Source organism: Candidatus Enterococcus wittei, assembly GCF_002140175.1.
Classification (GTDB): domain Bacteria; phylum Bacillota; class Bacilli; order Lactobacillales; family Enterococcaceae; genus Enterococcus_B; species Enterococcus_B wittei.
Window position 1 is genome coordinate 196,424 of the sequence record NZ_NGMO01000003.1, and the last position, 18,108, is coordinate 214,531.

An 18,108-nucleotide genomic window follows, 5' to 3' on the forward strand; every position below is an offset into this window, starting at 1 on the left:
TTACACGGTTTGTAAAGCGTCCCTAGTCTATTTCTCATGGAGTTTATTGAAAACGTTTTGTGCAACATTTTTCGGTAATCCAGCTAATTGTAGTTCTTCAATGGATGCCGCTGTGATATTTTTTAATGATTTGAATTCTTTCAATAATTGTTTCTTTCTTTTAGGTCCTAAACCTTCGATTTCATCGAGTCGTGAAGCAAAACTGTTTTTGCTCCTTAATTGTCGATGGAAGGTAATCGCAAAACGATGGACTTCATCTTGAATTCTCTGTAACAAAAAGAACTCAGGTGAGTTGCGTTCTAAGGGAACTACCGCTAGTTCATTCCCAAATAATAACTCATTTGTCTTATGCTTATCGTTTTTTGCCATCCCAGCAACCGGGATATCAATCCCCAATTGATTTTCCAATACGTCTTTAGCAACATCTACTTGGCCTTTCCCACCATCAATTAAGATCAAATCAGGCAATGGTAACTCTTCTCGAATCACTCGGGCATAGCGTCGATAGATCACTTCACGCATAGAAGCATAGTCATCAGGACCGACTACCGTTTTGATTTTATATTTTCGATATTCTTTTTTTGCTGGCTTCCCATCGATGAAGACCACCATCGCAGCCACCGGATCGGTTCCCATGATATTCGAGTTATCAAAGGATTCGATACGAATGGGTGTAGGAATATTCATCGCATTTCCTAAACGTTCAACGGCACCGATCGTTCGCTCTTGTTTTCTAGCAATCAGATCGAAGCGCTCATTTAACGCTACATTCGCATTCTTGTTCGCTAATTCAACTAATTTTTTCTTTTCCCCACGTTTTGGTTGGATGACTTTTGTCTCTAAAAGAGCCTCGACACTTGCTTGGTCGATTGTATTTGGAATCAAGACTTCTTTTGGAACGAAATGTTCATTTTCTTGATAAAACTGTCCAATATATGTTAAGAAATCTTCTTCAGCTTCATTATAGAATGGAAACAAAGAGACATCTCTTTCAATCAATTTTCCTTGACGTACAAAAAATACTTGTACACACATCCATCCTTTATCAACCGCATAGCCAAAAACATCCCGATCGATCAAATCTGTATTGGTCATTTTTTGTCGTGTCATGATCGTTTCGATTGCTCGGATCTGATCACGATACTCCGCAGCTTTTTCAAATTCCATATTTGCGGCTGCTTGTTCCATTTTTTCATGGATCTGACCTTCCACTGTTTCATGACCACCATTTAAAAACCGTTTGACCTCTTCAACGATCTTGGTATATTCAGCAGGATCTACATCAAAAAAATAAGGACACAAGCATTGTCCTAAATGATAATAAAGACAAGGCTCCTTTGTCTGACTTGGCTTACACTTCCTTAATGGAAATAAACGATCGAGGATTTTTTTTGTTTCATTAGCTGCCCCAACATCAGGATAAGGCCCAAAATAAACCGCCTTATCTTTTAACACTTTTCGTGTGATCACAAGTCGAGGATATTTTTCATTCGTAATTTTCAAAAAAGGATAGGTTTTGTCATCCTTTAGCATAATATTATATTTTGGGTCATTTTTTTTGATCAAATTGATTTCAAGTAATAAGGCTTCAATATTTGATTCTGTCACGATATATTCAAAGTCTTCAATTTCACTGACTAAACGTTCGGTTTTTGTATTATGACTTCCTGTGAAATAAGAACGTACTCGATTTTTAAGTACTTTGGCTTTTCCCACATAAATGATCGTGCCATTCTTATCTTTCATCAAATAGCAGCCAGGCTGATCAGGAAGTAACGCTAATTTATTTTTGATTCGTTCATTCATTTGGACTGCTCCTTTACCTCTCAGATAAAACTATTATATCATGAACATCTGTTCTATGTTTTAAAAAAGTCAAGATCACTTTTTTATCACTACCTTTATATTAGCCACCCAACTTTTGCTAAACAATCAGACTCATTTGCAAAAAAAACGAGACAACAATCAGGTGATTGTTGTCTCAGCTTTTATTCGTTTATTTTATAGGTGATTATCGATCATTTGACGCAATTGTTCTTTGGAATGAACACCAATTGCTTTTTCGACGACTTGACCGTCTTTTTTCAAAAGTAATGTTGGAATACTCATGATGCCAAATTCTTGAGGCGTTTTAGGATTTTCATCTACATCCATCTTAACGATTCTAAATTCATCTTCATCGTATTCTTCTTCTAATTGGTCTAAAATTGGTGCTTGCATACGACATGGTCCACACCATGTTGCCCAAAAATCAATCAATACTAATCCTTTATCTGTTTCTTGGTTAAATGTCGCATCTGTAATTACTTGAGACATATGAAAGACCTCCATTTCTTCGTGTATAGATAGTATAACACCATTTGACTGAGTACACGAGATTTTTGCTTACCTTTAGTAAGTTTTTATTTGAATTTTACAATCGTTGCTCCATTTCCTCCTTGATTAGCAGGAGCAAAATCGAAACTTTTCACACTACGATGATTTTTTAAATAATCAGTAATTCCCGTTCGTAATGCGCCTGTTCCTTTTCCATGGACGATCGTAACTTGCGGATAGCCCGCTAAAATCGCTGCATCTAAGTAGCGATCCACTTCATTCAATGCTTCTTCGTAACGTTTTCCTCGTAAATCAAGCTGATTTTCCACATGACTTTCCGATTCAGAACGAACGGTATGAACAACCCGCTGTTTTGGTTCTTTTTGACGGGCCACAGGCATGAGTTCACTTTCCGATACATTCATTTTCAAAATGCCAATTTCAACTTGCCATTGGTTTCCATTTTTTCGTAATAAAGTTCCACGTTGTCCATAAGTTGTCACTAAGACCTCGTCCCCCGGTTTTAGTGTTTTTTGTTCTTTGGCTTTTTTTAGTACCTTATTTTTCTTCAGCTGTTCTTCTTGATGCAAATTCGCTAATTGTGTCTTGGCATCGATCAGCTGATGTTCTTTGACTGTACCTTGTCCTACTTGTTGCTGTAATTTGCGAATATCTGCAATGATCTCTTCGGCTTTTTCCTGCGCTTCAGTGACGAGTTGATTGGCTTTTTGTTTGGCTTTATCAAGCTCTTTTTCTCGTTCTTCAAAGAAATAACTATAGGCTTCTTTTAAATCTTCATAAAGCTGTTGTGCTTCATCGACATAATGGCGCATCTCTAAATATTCAGTTTCTGCCATTTTTCTGCGATTTTCTAAATCAGTGATCATCTCATTTAATTCCTGACTTTCGTCATTCATGAGTTGCTTTGCTTCTTCGATTACTTGACGATCTAACCCTAATCGTCTAGAAATCTCAAAGGCATTACTTCTTCCTGGAACACCGATTAATAGATGGTAGGTTGGACTGAGGGTATCCACATTAAATTCCATACTAGCATTGATCGTATTTGATCGATTGTACCCATATACTTTTAGTTCAGGATAATGGGTAGTTGCCATCACATACGCAGATTTCTTTCCTAGATCATCTAAGATAGCGACTGCCAAGGCGGCACCTTCTTGCGGATCTGTTCCAGCACCAAGTTCATCAAAGAGTACTAAACTTTTCTCATTTACTTTCGACAAAATAGTAACTGTATTCGTCATGTGAGAGGAGAAGGTCGACAGACTTTGCTCGATCGATTGTTCATCTCCAATATCTGCAAAGACTTCTTCAAAGATACCAATCTGACTCTCTTCATCAGCTGGAATAGGAAATCCTGACTGTCCCATCAATTGCAATAGACCTAATGTTTTCAAGGTAATCGTCTTCCCACCGGTATTTGGTCCCGTAATGACGACGGCTTGGTAATTTTCTCCAATCGTAATGTCATTTGGAACAACTTTGGCTTGATCGATCAATGGATGTCGTGCTTGTTTCAGATTTACGTGATTTTCTGGACTAATTGTCGGTACCACTGCCTTCAGCTCTTTACCAAAGCGTGCTTTCGCATTCATCACATCTAATTTCCCTAATACATAGGCATTATGGAGGATTTCTTGACGATGAGGAACAAGCTCCGCAGATAACTCACTTAAAATACGCTGGATTTCGTTTCGCTCTGCTATTTGATATTGTCTTAAACGGTTATTGAGATCTACGACTTGTTTCGGTTCAACGAATAAGGTTTGTCCAGAAGCACTTTGATCGTGGACTACTCCACCAAACACTCCCCGATATTCTTGTTTTACTGGGATCACATAACGATCATTTCTCATCGTAATGATAGCGTCACTTAAATATTTGGCATTTTTTCCTCGAACGAGACTATCAAGTTGTTCTCTTACCGCTTGTTCACTTCGACGAATATTTTGACGAATGATCTTCAATTCTGTTGAAGCATCATCGGTGACACGACCGTCCTCATCGATTGCTTCTTTCAATCGACGATTTAAAGCAGGGATAGTGACCAATTGATCTGCCCAACCATACAATCGGTGAAATTCGATTTCACTATCGGCTAAATCATCCATAAAGCGGCGAAGTTCACTCGTCGTGGATAACACACGGGCCACTTGAGCAAGCTCCAGACCATTTAAATCTGCCCCGATCTCGATTCTTTTCATATGTGGGCGGATATTCTCCAACTTAGGAATGGGAATACCTCCACGCAGACGTTGGACTTTTAGCCCATCTTCCGTCTCATCCAGCCACGCTTTGATAGTTTCTTCTTCACTGACCGGTACCAAAGCCGCTAACTCTTCTTGTCCTTGTGCGGTGACAAGAAATTGACGAATATGTTGTTTTACTTTTTCAAATTCTAATGTTTCAAGGATACGGTTATTCACTTTATCACCTTAACTTTCACTAAAAAGAGGTCGTTTCTTCGAGAAATAGTCCATCAAGACTACTCAGCTCTGTCACAACCTCTTCACCAATTATCAAATTTTTCATATTTAAGAAAGGAGAACTTTACTGCTTGTTCCCTTAATGGATGATCTGGGTCACCCATAAATCATAGATCCTATTCGCTAAAACCGGCGTTTTCTCTACCATAAAACGAGCTAAGTTATTCCCACTGAATTGGTCTTGGATCACTGCAACAGGTACAAATGTCAGTAAACGTAAAATCAAAAAAAGAGTAACATATGTTCCGATTACTGCCAATATCCCTCCTGCAATCCAATCAACTTGTCTTAGAATAGGAATATAAGTCAACCCGTGGATAAAAACCCCGACAAAGCGTGTCAACAGCCAGCCCACAAATAAAATCATTAGAAAAGCTACCCCAGCATAAAAGGCTTCATCTAAACGAAATGAGAAAGCTTGGTCGAAAAAAACGAGTTTAGATGTTGACGTTACTGCTGGATAAGGAATATATAATTCCAATTGACTTGCCAATGTTTTATAAAAAGTACGTGCTGCTATAAAGGATAGGATATAACCGATCAAGTAAATTCCTTGCAACGCAAATCCACGTCGCGCCCCAGAGAAGAATGCGATCAGCAAAATAAATAAAATTAAAAGACTAAGCATACGCCCTCCCTTCCTCTTCTATTTGTTAGGTAGAAGACTTTTGTTTGATTTGGCCTTTTCTTTTTTCGTTTAAGATTTGTTGTGCTTCCACATGATTTTTTATCTCATAGTCTAGCTGACCATTTTCTTTCAATACTTCTCTTGCTTCATTTTCAATTGCTTCGATTCGTTTGATACGATTTTCCATCTCAGCAAATTTACTCATTTTTTCCTTTAACTCTGACACTTCTTTTTCTAATTCTAGATTTTTCTCTTGTTTCTTCAATTGATCAGAAAACGCATTAATCGCTAGTAAAATCGCAGCTTGTTCATTGTCTAATTGAGGCGACAATTCTTTTAACTCCGCTAATTGTTCATTGATTAGTTTCGTAACAATATCCATATGATGTTTGGTTTCTTGTCCAATAATAGTATATGTCTGGTCTGCAATCACCGCTTTATAGCGTGTTTTTTGTTGCGCCATGCGAATCAGTCTCCCCCTATTGCCAAAAGTATTATCTAGTGTACCATATAGTTAATCAGATAACATCTGTACACAACATTTCATTCTTATTTCTTTACTATTATATGATAAACTTGAAAAAAATGCTATGTGTGCTTAGTTTTCCTAGAACAGGAAATTATTGCCCCATATTATTCACTACATTTTCAAGTAACCATTCAGGAGGTACTCATGAGTAACGTGATCATTAAAGCAACATCAAAACAATTAGAAACAATGAAAGAAGCTTATCAGCCTTTCTTACAGCACAAAAATATCCCCTATACCCTTTTTTCGGCCAAAAAAAACGGGACGACGATTACTGCTTATACTTCTGGTAAAGTGATGTTCCAAGGGTCTTCAGCAGAATCAGAAGCCGCTCGATGGGGCAGTTTACAAACCGGTCCCGAAAAAAAAATAAAACCTACTGTAAATTTGCCTAAAGATATCCAAAAATTATCTGTTTTAGGTAGCGATGAGGTAGGAAATGGTAGTTATTTTGGTCCCTTGACCGTTTGTGCAGCTTACGTTGATCAAACAAATTTAACTAAGTTGCGGACATTAGGTGTGCGAGATTCAAAAGAATTAAAGGACACGCAAATCGTTCAATTAGCCAAAGTGCTGAAAGAAACGATCCCTTATCAACTATTAGTCTTATCTCCAAAGAAATATAATGAGATCCAGCCAAAATACAATGCAGTCAGGATGAAAGTAGCTCTACATAATCAGGCTATCCACTTATTGTTACAAAAAATTGCACCAACCAAACCCGAAGCAATTTTAATCGATCAGTTTACGCCAGAAGCAAACTTTAAAAAATATGCCCGTCTAGAACAACATCAAATTCAAGAAAAAATGTATTTTGTTACCAAAGGGGAACAATATCATTTGGCGGTAGCTGCTGCATCGATCATTAGCAGAGCAAGCTTTTTAGAAGAATTACAAAAAGAATCTACTGAATTAGGCATTCCACTACCTTCAGGGGCAGGTACGAAATCAGACCAAGTCGCAGCATCCATCCTAAAAAAAGGAGGCTTGTCTCTTCTAGCCAACTATGCAAAACTCCATTTTGCAAATACCGAAAAAGCCCAAAAAATGCTGGAAGAATAAGCTGGTGGTTAAAAAGGAAATTAAAAATTTTGTCAGCTCAACCAGTTATTGGATCCATCCATTCTTCAGTCCTACTTACCGTTTATTATTACAACACTTGTTGTGAATAAACCTCAAAAAAGAATGAGACAAATGTCTCATTCTTTTTTATGAATCCTATTAGCCAATCAATTCCCATGGTCCCCATTGCTCAGCACCTGGTTGATTTCCTTGTGTCCACCATTTTGCTTTGTATTTTTTACCATTGAAAACTGCTACATCACCATTTGTATAAACCTTTGCACTGTTCCAATTACCAGCTTCCGGTGTGGTCCCTGGTCCTTCTGGAGTTGTGTTATCAGAAATCAATTCCCATGGACCATATTGGTCAGCACCTGGCTCATTTCCTCTTGTCCACCATTTTGCTTTGTAGGTTTTCCCTTGATAAGTTACAATGTCTCCTGCAACATAATCCTTATTTGGATCCCACTCGTTGCCTTGTGGCGGTGTCACTTCTTCTTTCACAGTGACTTTACGTGTTGCTTTCGCTTCCGCTTTGCCTGATACAGATTTCACTGTATAGGTCACTTCATAGTTTCCTGCTTTACTTGTATCTACATTTGATTCTACTTGAATATCTTTTGTTACATCATTTCCAAGAGCATCAACCGCTGTTACACCAGCTTTTGCATCGAATGTCTCACCTACAGTCAATGTCACAGCTTGAACACCACTAAATGTTGGGGCTTGTTCTTCTTGAACTGTTACAGTGCGTTCTTTTGTTACTTTTTGACCTTCTTTGTCTTCTACTGAGTAAGTTAAGTGATACGTACCCACTTTTTCTGTGTCTACTGTACCTTCTACTTTGATACTTGCTGTTAGGTCCCCATCTTCTGAATCTGAAGCTGTTACACCTGCTAATGGGTCAAATGAATCGCCGATTGTTAATGTTACATCTGCTACACCAGAAATGACTGGTTTTTTATTTTCAGATGTTCCATCACCTTCGTAGTCGATCAAGTCTTTATAGCGGTTAACAAATTCCCAGTCGTACTTCTTACCACTTGCATCCAATCCATTATCCCAGTTTACTGACCAAGTCATCAAGCCTTTGATTTGATTGTTGTCTTTGATTAGGCGTTCCATTGCTGTTTGGACAGCTGCTGGATCTTTAACATAACCACTTCCTGCTGCATCTGCGTTAGACGGCAAACCGATAACTAATTTATCCGCTGGAATTTGTACAAATTTTGAATGACCATCGGTTCCATTGATCAATGCTGAAGTTAACCCATATAAAAACTCAGCTTTCTTCGCATCATCACTTTGTGATAACCATTGACCATTTTCTCCACTGATACCGTCGCCACCTTGGTTGTAATATTGTGGATTGATCCAGTCATAGTAACCATCTAAACCACTAATGTATGGTTCATATGAACCAGAAGCTCTCAAGTAAGGGAATTCTGGTGCCATCGTGATCAAGAAGTTTTTACCTTCTTTTGCATAATGATCTTTTACTTCTTTTAATGCTGCTGGAATCACTGTTTGGTTTTCAGCTGCTGTGATTGCACTTTGCTCTAAGTCAATGTCGATCCCATCAAATCCATATTTATCTACTTGTTTGATGATCTCTGCAACAAACGCATCTTTATCACTTTGTGTTAATTCAATATGTGCATCTGCCCCACCTAATGCCAAGATAACTGAACGTCCTTGTGCGTTCAACTCACCTACTTGTTGACGGAATTCTTCATCTGTTTGTTTGTAAGGCTTAAACGTTGGGATGTGAGAACTTTCTGAAGCTTTCATAAAGGAAACGTCTACGACATTATAAGCTTCATCGATTTCATCTAATTCCATTGCTAAAGCTGTTCCGCGTTGGTAACCATCATTTTTAGAATCCCAGTTATGCCAGTAACCAACCATTACTTGGTTTTCTGGATTCACCATTTCTTCTGCTGGATCTACTGCTTTTTCTTTGACAGTGATTACACGTTCAGCAATTGTTTCTTTACCAGTTTGTGAAGTGGCTTTATAAGTTAAAGTATATTGACCTGCTTCTGAAGTATTTACTTCACCAGTTACTTCAATATTCTCAGAAGAAATTTCGTTTCCTCTGCCATCAATGGCACTAACGCCTGCTTTAGCATCAAATGAATCACCTACAGAAATCGTCTTATCATTAATGCCACTGAAAATCGGCGCTTCTTCTGCTTCTACTGTAACAACACGAGTTGCTGTAGCTTCTACTCCAGACTCAGAAGCTACTTTATACGTTAATTCGTAACGCCCTGGTTCTCCTACATTCACTTCACCTTCAACAGTGATTTCAGAAGTAAGATCATTTCCTTTAGCATCGGTTGCAGTCACATCTGCCATTGGATCAAATGCGTCGCCTTCAAAGATAGTAGTATCAGAAATCCCTTGGAATTCTGGTGCCCGTTCTTCTTCTTTCATTACAGTGATCACACGATTGCCTTCTGCTTTTGCACCTGTAGAATCTTCGACCGTATATGTTAATTCATAGGTTCCTGTTTCTGATGTATCCACAGTTCCTGTAACTTTTATACTAGAAGTCAAATCACCATCTTCTTTATCAAAAGCAGTTACTCCAGCCATTGGGTCAAATGATTCCCCTACGTTGACTGTTTGATTAACCATTCCTGAAAGAACTGGTTTTTGATTTTCTGGTTCAGCTGCTTCACCGTAAATCACGTTAGAAGACAACATCGTTTTATTGTCATAGTACTGTTGCAATTCTACACTTTCTACATTGGCTGGATCAACTTCAGCTCCATTTTCTGTAGCAAGTTTAAAATCATAAGTTGCACCTGGCTCGATGTACTTCGCATCATAGACAGAACTTAAATCAACGATTGTTTTGCCGTTTTCAGCTGTTACAGTTCCTGCTTTATAATCACCTTTTGTCAATGTGCTGCCATCTTTCATCGTAATGATGAATTTTGCTTTTTTAATCGTACTATAGAAGTTATCTGCGAATTTTAATGCATCGCCACCATACGCTTCTAGTACTTCATTATTTTTCACAGCAAAACTATAACCATCTTTACCTGAATCAGTTGAAGTAACTTTGATGTTTAAGTCAACATTTAACCCATCATTCTTACCATCTTCGATTGTTTCTGGTAATTTAGCTGAACCAAATAGTTCTTTGGCCATCGTTCGAGTCAATTCATCACGCACATTGTCGCCATCATTGTCTTTATCTTGAGAACTTTGCCAAGAAATCATTCCGCCCAAATTATTTTCTTTCACATATTTTGCTTTTTCTGTTACAGATCGTTCGTTATCAAATGTATAGAAGTCGCCACTTGCTTCGCTATATAAGTAAGGAGCTTTTGCTACATCATCCCAGTATTCTTTCAATCCTAGATCATTTGCTTTTAATTTGTCGATGCTACGGTAAGACCAGACCCCGCTGCGACGTCCACCGTCCCCAACTTTTAGAGGAGCTTCATTCAACGCACCACGTGATGGAGTCATATCTGCATCTGTACCAGCAATGGCTGCATCTTGGAATAATCCTGGAAGCTGTGCATCGTTTCCTTTTGCTACAGATTCCCAACCACGAGTGTAGAAAGCTGCACCGATGACTACTTTTTCCATTTGAACATTTTCAGATTTCAAATACTGTACGACTGCGTCTACTGAAAATCCAGTTGGATCATTCGGATTCGTATACAAAGCAGTTTGGTGTCCACTTTGTTCATCCCAAGCGCCTCTCATGTCATAGGTCATCATATTCCCAAAGTCAATAATCTGGAATAATTTTTCTAAGTCTACGCCACCTTGTTTTAATTGTTTTTCTGTACCTGGTAAAGCAACACTTAATTCATACGTTTTGCCTTCTTCAATACCTTGTTTATCTAATGCTGTTCTGAAATCTTGCATTAAAGTTACAAAGTTTTCACCATCCGCTTCACTTGCATAAGGTGTTCCTTCGTCATTCATATTATCTACTTTGTCACCGTCACGAACAATTCCTGGAAACTCCCAATCCACATCAACAAAGTCCATCCCAGTATATTTGATGAATCTTAATACATTTTCAACAAAATGTGCACGTTTAGTTGCATCAGCAGCTACAGTTGCAAATTCTGCTGATTTAGACCAACCACCTAATGAAATCCCCAATTTCATATTAGGGTTTTGTTTACGTAATGCTGCTAATGCTGGAACAACACCTGATAGTTGGTCTCCCCATGTGTTATCTGATCCAACAGGGTTACCGAAAGCTGCATCTTTGTCTGTTAAGATAAGGTCTCCATTAGCATCGAAGTCTAGGAATGCAAAATTTAAATGTGTATATGTATCTGCTGGTAAATCTTTCGGATATTGATTTCCTTGGCCACCCCATACAGACCAGTCTCCATAATACATGACATTTCTATAAGGTGCTTGCTCTTGCTTTTCAGTTTTCTTTGTTTCCATTTTTTTAGAAACTGATGCTTTCTTTTCTGCTGCATAAGCATTTGTTGTCAATCCCATTACTGGTGTCACCAACGTTGTAACAGTTGATAAGACAACTAGTCCCATGGATACTGCAGAACGTAAATATCTTTTCTTTTGCTTTTTTGATAGTTGCATGGTTAATGTAATCCTCCCCGATTTGTCGATAAGTAACTATTTTTTCTTACTTATTCTTTCTAATTCATAAAATATTTCTTGAAATCAGTTACATCATTAGGCCCTCACTAATTTTAGTAACTGTTTTTTCTGTGTTAACTACTTCTAAATGGATCCTATCCACTTGAAGCTTTACAGCAAACTTCAAAGACACAATAAAATAACTTTATTTTCTTTTAAATTAAAAGAAACTCATTTTTAATGCAATCATATTTTCATTTATCCCGAAAAACAAGTATGTACTGATTTTTTTATAATATGTTATTTACACCCCTTTCTTTATGAGAAAAATGTGAAACACTATATTTAAAATAGTATTTCTAAAAGAATATTACCACCTGAAAAACGTATAATCAAGGAGTTTTTTATAAAAAACATTAAAAAATTTTAATTTTAATTGTTATTTTTTAATATATGTATATAGTATGGGAAAGAATTAGAACATCACAATTTTATAAAATAATCGTATAAGAAAATAAAAAATATTAATATTTTATCATTTTTTATATAAAATAAAAAATAACGACACAAATATAAAAAAAGCACTCCAGAACCCAGTGCGCATTCTCGGAGTGTTTCTTATTTTAATACACCATTTAAATATAAATCAATGAATTGTTCCACGCTAAAAGGGTTCTCTAGCGAACTGGTCGATTCAGTAATATAAGGTGCTAACAAAAGAAAGAAATGTTTGGCTGCCATTTCTGTTGTAATATGGTTTCTCAATGCTGCTTGATTCATTGAAAATACAATTTCAAATGGTTCTCGGTAACTTTTTTTCCATAAATAAAACAGGTGGGTTTGTAAGTCCGAAGAAAGGTGTAACTTTAAATCATGGAGCATCATAAACAAATCTAAAAGATGCGTTTGAACCAAATAGTTTGTCATCTGTATCAATGCTTTTTGAAAGTCCGTTTTATTTTCATCCAAGATTGCTCTCAAATCTTTACCAACGGTCAACAAATGTTCTTCTAATACTGCTGTATATAATTTTTCTTTGTCCCCAAAATAATGGTACAGATTCGGTTGAGTCACACCAGCATTTTTTGCGATTTCTCTTGTTGAAGTCGCTTGATAACCTTTTGACATGAATAAACGATTCGCTTCTTTTAAGATTCTTGATTGTGTATCTTTATTGTATCGATGGACCACGTTTTACACCTTCTACCTTAATTTTTTTCTCGAAAGACACCATCTTCTATCATAAATACTTTATCACATCTGTCAATCAGCCGTGTATCATGCGTCACCATAATAATCGCTTTATTTTTTTCTTTTGACTCTTTTGCCAAGATATTGACGACTTCTTTTGCCTTTTCCGAATCCAAGCTTGCTGTAGGCTCATCTGCAAGAATAATGGATGGATCATTATAAAGTGCTCGAGCAATAGCTACTCGTTGACGTTCGCCCCCTGATAAATCTTCGGGATACTTGTTGACTAATCCATCCACTCCCAATTGTTCGAATAGTTTTTCCGCTTCTTTTTGTCGATTTTCATGCTTCACTTTGTCTACTAAAGCCAACTGCTTTTTCACTGAAAGAAACGGCACTAAGTTAGAGGCTTGTAAAATAAAGCCGATTTCCTTAAATCTCAACTTGACTCTTTCTTTCTCAGGTCTTTCGCTAAAGGGTTCATCGTTGATAAAGACTGTCCCTTTACTTGGCGTTTGTAACCCTCCAGCAATGGTCAAAAATGTGCTTTTCCCAGATCCAGAAGGACCAATAACCGCAACAAATTCTCCTTTATTGATGGTCATATTGGTTTTTTTCAACGCTTGGATGACTTCATCGCCATCTTTGAAATTTTTTTCAACATTTTTAAATTCAATAGCTTTCATATTATATCCCCTTTTCTAACCAATTGCTTTCAATGGGTCGATTTTTACGATCGTTCTCACGGAAAAGAGCGCTCCTAAAATAGCCACAACCAGCATCATTACACCAAGCACTCCAAAGAATAACCAATTACTTTGAAACGGAACTGCGTCAGGTAAAACCAACGAAGTAACAAATGTCCCGAGCATCCCGAGAGCCACTCCGAAGAAAGATAATAAAAAGGTTTGTGCAACGACTGAACGTGCGATGAATCCTCCAGTAATCCCTTGCGCTTTCATTACGCCAAAAATATTGATCTTTTGCATCGTCAATACATAGATGAAGATCCCAATAACGATAGCCGCAATCACAATCAAGAAGCCAATCATAAAACCAAAAGTCAAAACTTGTGCATTGTACCCAGGAAGCTCATTGATAAACTTAGAAATCGTTATTTGTTCTAAATCATCTGGTAAGTTAGTCACTTCACCTCGCACAACAATTGCATTGATTCGAGCATTCTCACTCGTGTCTGCCTTTTCAAAACGAATCTCTTGATACGCATCAATACTAGTATATAAGACAGGTGAAACATTAAATTTAGCTTGATCCGTAAATCCTGTTAATTTAAATGTTTTATCACTGCCAGATAACTTAACGGTATCTCCCACCTTTAAGCCATACTCATCTTGCAAACTAATGTCACCAACCGCTTCATCATTTGTTTCAAACTCTTTTCCTTCAATAATATTGGGCATAATAAATTGATTAGGATCAATACCAAAGAAACTTACGTTGATTTTACCAGCGTCTTTCTGATCTTTACTCGTCACAACACCGGGTGTCTGTGCTAAGTAAGCGATTTGATCTCCTTCAACTTCTTCCGCTACTTTTTTTGTAATCATTGACATGCCTAAATTGGTATTTGCATCCTGCGATAATACAATCGTGTCCGCTTCCCATTTATCCACAGCTGTCCGATTATCTTGGGCTAATCCATAAGCTAATCCAGTCAAGAAAAAAACAAGATAGGCGATCAAGAACATCACCCCAGTAACTAATCCATAACGCAATTTTGAATGAATGATTTCATTTAATGCTAAAAACATCTAACTCCCCCTTATAAAAAAATTATCAAGTGATAAAATAATTTTATCACTTGATAAATTTTTAGCAGAATAATCTGCTCATAAATGAGTTTTTTATTATCGAATCTCCGAAATGCTTATGAAATAAAGATTAGATCATATCAGCAATCCCTTTATAGGTGCAGTTTCTTATAGCTTACTTAAAATTATTTTCTCTAATATAGCCTGCCTTGTTCAATATCGGCAAAAGGTACTGCTTTGCTTGGATAATTTGCTGTTCAAAATCCTGTTGTGCGCCGCACCACATCTCAATTAAAAATGGCCCCTCAAAACCAATTCTTTTTAGAGTCTTTAATAATCCTAAAAAATCAACACACCCTTCCCCAAAAGGAACTTCTCGGAACTTTCCTGCACTTGTTGGTGTTACTGCAAGTGTATCTTTTAAATGAACAGACGTAATATATTCAATGCCTTTTTCAAGTTCCAAAGCGGCATCACTTTTGTGCCAAGCTGCCAAATTCCCTAAATCTGGATAAACTTGAAGATAAGGGGAGCGAATTTGTTTTTTCAACTCCAAATATTTACTGATCGAATTCATAAACGGATCGTCCATCACTTCGATTGACAGGATGATCCCATATTGTGCTGCTTCTTTCACACTTGCTGTTAATCCCCTAATAAACTTTTCTCTAGAATCAATCGATTTTTCTTCATAATAGACATCATATCCAGCAACTTGGATAATCCTAACTCCTAAGTGATATGCGAGTTGGATGGCACGTTTCATCATTGTAAAAGCTTCTGTCCGTGTTTTTTCATTCGATGATCCAAAAGGAAATCGACGATGCCCACTCAAACAAATCGAATGGATCTGCACGCCTGTGACCTCCATGGCTTGCCTTATTCGATTCATTTCTTTCTCCGACCATTGAAGCCTGACTAATCGTTCTTCACTTTCATCGATTGACATTTCAATAAAATCAAACCCTAACCTTTTGACCAAATACAAACGATCGAGCCATGAAAGATCATCGGGCAAAGCCTTTTCGTAAATCCCTAATCTAGTCATTGTCATTCTCCCCAAATACGATTGATCTCATCTTTAAATGCCTGTGCCGCTACCATCGGATTCTCCTCTGAAGTGATTCCTCTGCCCACAATAAAGTTAAAAATCGGTAAATGCTGGAATAATGATAAGTTCTTCAGTGCCAAGCCGCCCGTGACTGACACCTGAAAACCCATATCAATCAAAGTTTTCACCTTTCCCAAATCCTGTTCGCCCCATGTTCCACCTGCTAGCAGCGCATCGCGGCTTTGATGATAAACAACTTGAGAAAGACCAATTTCACGCCATGTCTGAGCTTGTTCGAAGGTCCAATCCCCGTATAATTCTACTTGTAGTTCTTTGATTTTTTGTTGCGCAGCTTGCATCGTCGGTAGCGATGCAGAACAAATCACAGTCATCCAGTCTGCTCCAGAGCGAGCCACATTTTCTGCCACCGTTTCGCCTGCATCTGCACATTTAGTATCAGCAACAATGGTTTTATCGGGATACATTTGACGGATACAGGAAATGGCTTTACTACCTTCTTGTAAGCATAAGATCGTACCGATTTCGATAATATCAACGATTTCTCCAACTTTTTTGATATCTGCCAATGCATTTTCAAGCCTATTATGATCAAGAGCAATTTGTAGTTTAGGTCTTATCATTCGACTTCTCCCGTTCTTTCATTGTGATATACAATGTCGTTTCTTTAAATTTCTCGCCGATTTCTTTCGGCGACATCACATTCTTGATACCAATCACTGGAATACCTCGTTCTTTTGCCTGAGTGAACATCGCAATAAAGTTGATGGGTGTAAAGACAATATCATATTGACTGGCAGAACTCTTCCCTTCTGCTATTGAACAATGATGGATTTTAGTTATTGGGATAGCTAATTCGTTCATTGCTTTTTTAACACTTTGCATCATCATTAGACTTGTACCTGAACCATTGGCACATGAGACTAAGATCTTCATAAAAAAACCTCCTTATTAGTTATGTACACCAAATTTTTCTGCATATTTTTCATAGTCTTCCACAATCAAAAAATACCCTTCTGGATTTTTTCGATATTGTAGTTGTGGAATAATCAACAACCCAATCACAACTAGTGCCGCACCAGCATATCCTAAAACCTTCATCAAAATCGTAAACATTGGCCAAGCACTTGCCCAATCAAACATACCGATATACCCGCCATAACGTGACAACCCGATCCAAGTAGCAAACAATGCCGAACCTCCTACTTGAATCAAGCCCGATAAAAATGGAAGTAAACAAGCCGCCTTAAACCCACCTCGGTTATTTGCAAAAACTGCGATCACTGCATTATCAAAGAAAAGCGGAATGAAACCAGCAATAACGATTGTTGGTGACTGGAATACGATCAGTAACAAGATCATTAAAAACTGCCCTAATGCGCCAAAGAGAAAACCAATAGTGACTGCATTTGGTGAACCAAAACCAAATGTGGCCGCTACATCAATACCAGGAACTGCGCCTGGTAAAATCGTCTGGGATATCCCTTGAAAGGACTGGGTCAGCTCATCCACAAATGTTCGTACACCTAATTGTAAAATCGCCAAGTAAACTGCAAAGTTTAATGAAGTCGTTATGATATAGAAGACAAAGCTTTGCCCTGGCACCATGAACTCTGATTCAATCAAATACTCTTGCCCTAATACCAACAAAATGATGCCAAAAAAGAAAAGCATCAATAAAGCTGTAGCCACCATGTTTTCATTGAAGATCGATAAAAACCCTGGAAATTCCATTTCCTCGATTTTTTTACTTGCCTTTCCTGCTCCTGATTTTCGCCGACTACGTTCCCCCCACCATTCCGCTACACTTGCGGAAAGAAAAATCCCAAACATTTGCTGATGAGCGACAGCAAAACCAGCCCCTGCAGTTAATTCTTGAGTGATCCCTACTGTAAGGTTGGAAGCCACAGCCCAATAACAACCTAGGATGATCCCCATGAATACTAATACTTCGATTCTTCCAAGGTCAGGAAAGCAAAAGAGCAAGATCCAAAATGCCGTAGCTGCTTGTTGGATTTGGACATTTCCTGTTGTAAAAACAGCTCTAAGTTTCGTATATCTTTGAAACTTTACTAACAGAATATTTAAGACAAATGCAATCAAAAGGAGGATCATAACATCTCCAAATGTTCGACCAAATGTCTCCATTAATCCCGAATCTACTGCATTTTGACCAAAATAAGGATCTGTCACCATCGCATCTAAATTAAAGCGATCTTTCAAGCCAACTAGGATCGGGCGGAAATTATTCACGAGGCCAGCCGACCCTACACTCAAAATAAAGTAACCGACTGTGGCTTTTAGAAAACCCGCCAAACATTCATGAAAAGGTCGACGTAGCAATAAATACCCTAATAAAACGATGGAACCAATCAAATAAGCTGGTTGTGTCAAAATATTTGTAGCAAAATATGTCCAAATACTTAGTAAATACTCCCCCATAA

Annotated in this window: 14 protein-coding genes; 1 reads left to right on the top strand and 13 read right to left on the bottom strand. The window is 37.7% G+C overall.

Going from position 1 to position 18,108, the window contains the following annotated elements:
• Positions 1–27: 27 nt before the first annotated feature.
• The 5 genes from uvrC to zapA all read right to left on the bottom strand — a co-directional run bounded on the left by uvrC (position 28) and on the right by zapA (position 5,914).
• The gene (uvrC, locus tag A5844_RS08830; RefSeq protein WP_086284831.1) at positions 28–1,806 is read right to left on the bottom strand and encodes an excinuclease ABC subunit UvrC; all 1,779 of its coding nucleotides are present in this window, start codon (positions 1,804–1,806) and stop codon (positions 28–30) included.
• Between the two features lie 195 nt (positions 1,807–2,001).
• Positions 2,002–2,316 carry a thioredoxin gene (trxA, locus tag A5844_RS08835; RefSeq protein ID WP_086284832.1) on the bottom strand — a complete coding sequence of 105 codons (315 nt, stop codon included), beginning with the start codon at positions 2,314–2,316 and terminating at the stop codon, positions 2,002–2,004.
• 86 nt (positions 2,317–2,402) lie between these two features.
• Positions 2,403–4,763, bottom strand: a complete 2,361-nt coding sequence (locus tag A5844_RS08840) for an endonuclease MutS2 (protein ID WP_086284833.1) — start codon at positions 4,761–4,763, stop codon at positions 2,403–2,405.
• A gap of 139 nt (positions 4,764–4,902) precedes the next feature.
• Positions 4,903–5,451, bottom strand: coding sequence for a CvpA family protein (locus A5844_RS08845; RefSeq protein ID WP_086284834.1), 549 nt, complete (start codon positions 5,449–5,451; stop codon positions 4,903–4,905).
• 25 nt (positions 5,452–5,476) lie between these two features.
• The gene (gene zapA / locus A5844_RS08850; RefSeq protein ID WP_086284835.1) at positions 5,477–5,914 is read right to left on the bottom strand and encodes a cell division protein ZapA; all 438 of its coding nucleotides are present in this window, start codon (positions 5,912–5,914) and stop codon (positions 5,477–5,479) included.
• Positions 5,915–6,124: 210 nt separating this feature from the next.
• Between zapA and rnhC the strand changes: the two genes are divergently transcribed.
• Complete coding sequence (gene rnhC, locus A5844_RS08855) at positions 6,125–7,042, top strand: ribonuclease HIII (protein ID WP_086284836.1); 918 nt, start codon at positions 6,125–6,127, stop codon at positions 7,040–7,042.
• Between the two features lie 159 nt (positions 7,043–7,201).
• Here the strand turns inward: rnhC and A5844_RS14650 are convergent, their stop codons facing one another.
• The 8 genes from A5844_RS14650 to ulaA all read right to left on the bottom strand — a co-directional run bounded on the left by A5844_RS14650 (position 7,202) and on the right by ulaA (position 18,106).
• Positions 7,202–11,632 carry a glycosyl hydrolase family 18 protein gene (locus A5844_RS14650; RefSeq protein ID WP_306297850.1) on the bottom strand — a complete coding sequence of 1,477 codons (4,431 nt, stop codon included), beginning with the start codon at positions 11,630–11,632 and terminating at the stop codon, positions 7,202–7,204.
• Positions 11,633–12,250: 618 nt separating this feature from the next.
• A complete protein-coding gene (locus A5844_RS08885) occupies positions 12,251–12,823 on the bottom strand; it encodes a TetR/AcrR family transcriptional regulator (RefSeq protein WP_086284837.1) in 573 nt (190 codons plus the stop codon).
• Between the two features lie 17 nt (positions 12,824–12,840).
• Entirely contained in the window at positions 12,841–13,509 is a 669-nt protein-coding gene (locus A5844_RS08890; protein ID WP_086284838.1) for an ABC transporter ATP-binding protein, read from the bottom strand.
• 15 nt (positions 13,510–13,524) lie between these two features.
• Positions 13,525–14,595 (bottom strand): ABC transporter permease, encoded by a 1,071-nt coding sequence (locus tag A5844_RS08895; RefSeq protein ID WP_086284839.1) that lies wholly within the window; start codon positions 14,593–14,595, stop codon positions 13,525–13,527.
• Positions 14,596–14,770: 175 nt separating this feature from the next.
• On the bottom strand, positions 14,771–15,643 hold the full coding sequence (locus tag A5844_RS08900; RefSeq protein WP_086284840.1) for an L-ribulose-5-phosphate 3-epimerase: 873 nt from the start codon (positions 15,641–15,643) through the stop codon (positions 14,771–14,773).
• A 2-nt stretch (positions 15,644–15,645) separates the two neighbouring features.
• Positions 15,646–16,287, bottom strand: coding sequence for a 3-keto-L-gulonate-6-phosphate decarboxylase UlaD (locus A5844_RS08905; protein ID WP_086284841.1), 642 nt, complete (start codon positions 16,285–16,287; stop codon positions 15,646–15,648).
• Positions 16,274–16,600 (bottom strand): PTS sugar transporter subunit IIB, encoded by a 327-nt coding sequence (locus A5844_RS08910; RefSeq protein ID WP_086284842.1) that lies wholly within the window; start codon positions 16,598–16,600, stop codon positions 16,274–16,276. Before A5844_RS08910 ends, A5844_RS08905 begins: the two co-directional genes overlap by 14 nt.
• Positions 16,601–16,615: 15 nt before the next feature.
• Positions 16,616–18,106, bottom strand: a complete 1,491-nt coding sequence (gene ulaA / locus A5844_RS08915; RefSeq protein WP_086284843.1) for a PTS ascorbate transporter subunit IIC — start codon at positions 18,104–18,106, stop codon at positions 16,616–16,618.
• Positions 18,107–18,108 lie beyond the last annotated feature (2 nt).

Bases quoted from the DNA above. Each gene is read 5' to 3' on its own strand.
- uvrC (WP_086284831.1), bottom strand. From the start codon at position 1,806: ATGAATGAACGAATCAAAAATAAATTAGCGTTACTTCCTGATCAGCCT.
- trxA (WP_086284832.1), bottom strand. From the start codon at position 2,316: ATGTCTCAAGTAATTACAGATGCGACATTTAACCAAGAAACAGATAAA.
- A5844_RS08845 (WP_086284834.1), bottom strand. From the start codon at position 5,451: ATGCTTAGTCTTTTAATTTTATTTATTTTGCTGATCGCATTCTTCTCT.
- zapA (WP_086284835.1), bottom strand. From the start codon at position 5,914: ATGGCGCAACAAAAAACACGCTATAAAGCGGTGATTGCAGACCAGACA.
- rnhC (WP_086284836.1), top strand. From the start codon at position 6,125: ATGAGTAACGTGATCATTAAAGCAACATCAAAACAATTAGAAACAATG.
- A5844_RS14650 (WP_306297850.1), bottom strand. From the start codon at position 11,632: ATGCAACTATCAAAAAAGCAAAAGAAAAGATATTTACGTTCTGCAGTA.
- A5844_RS08890 (WP_086284838.1), bottom strand. From the start codon at position 13,509: ATGAAAGCTATTGAATTTAAAAATGTTGAAAAAAATTTCAAAGATGGC.
- A5844_RS08895 (WP_086284839.1), bottom strand. From the start codon at position 14,595: ATGTTTTTAGCATTAAATGAAATCATTCATTCAAAATTGCGTTATGGA.
- A5844_RS08900 (WP_086284840.1), bottom strand. From the start codon at position 15,643: ATGACTAGATTAGGGATTTACGAAAAGGCTTTGCCCGATGATCTTTCA.
- A5844_RS08905 (WP_086284841.1), bottom strand. From the start codon at position 16,287: ATGATAAGACCTAAACTACAAATTGCTCTTGATCATAATAGGCTTGAA.
- A5844_RS08910 (WP_086284842.1), bottom strand. From the start codon at position 16,600: ATGAAGATCTTAGTCTCATGTGCCAATGGTTCAGGTACAAGTCTAATG.
- ulaA (WP_086284843.1), bottom strand. From the start codon at position 18,106: ATGGGGGAGTATTTACTAAGTATTTGGACATATTTTGCTACAAATATT.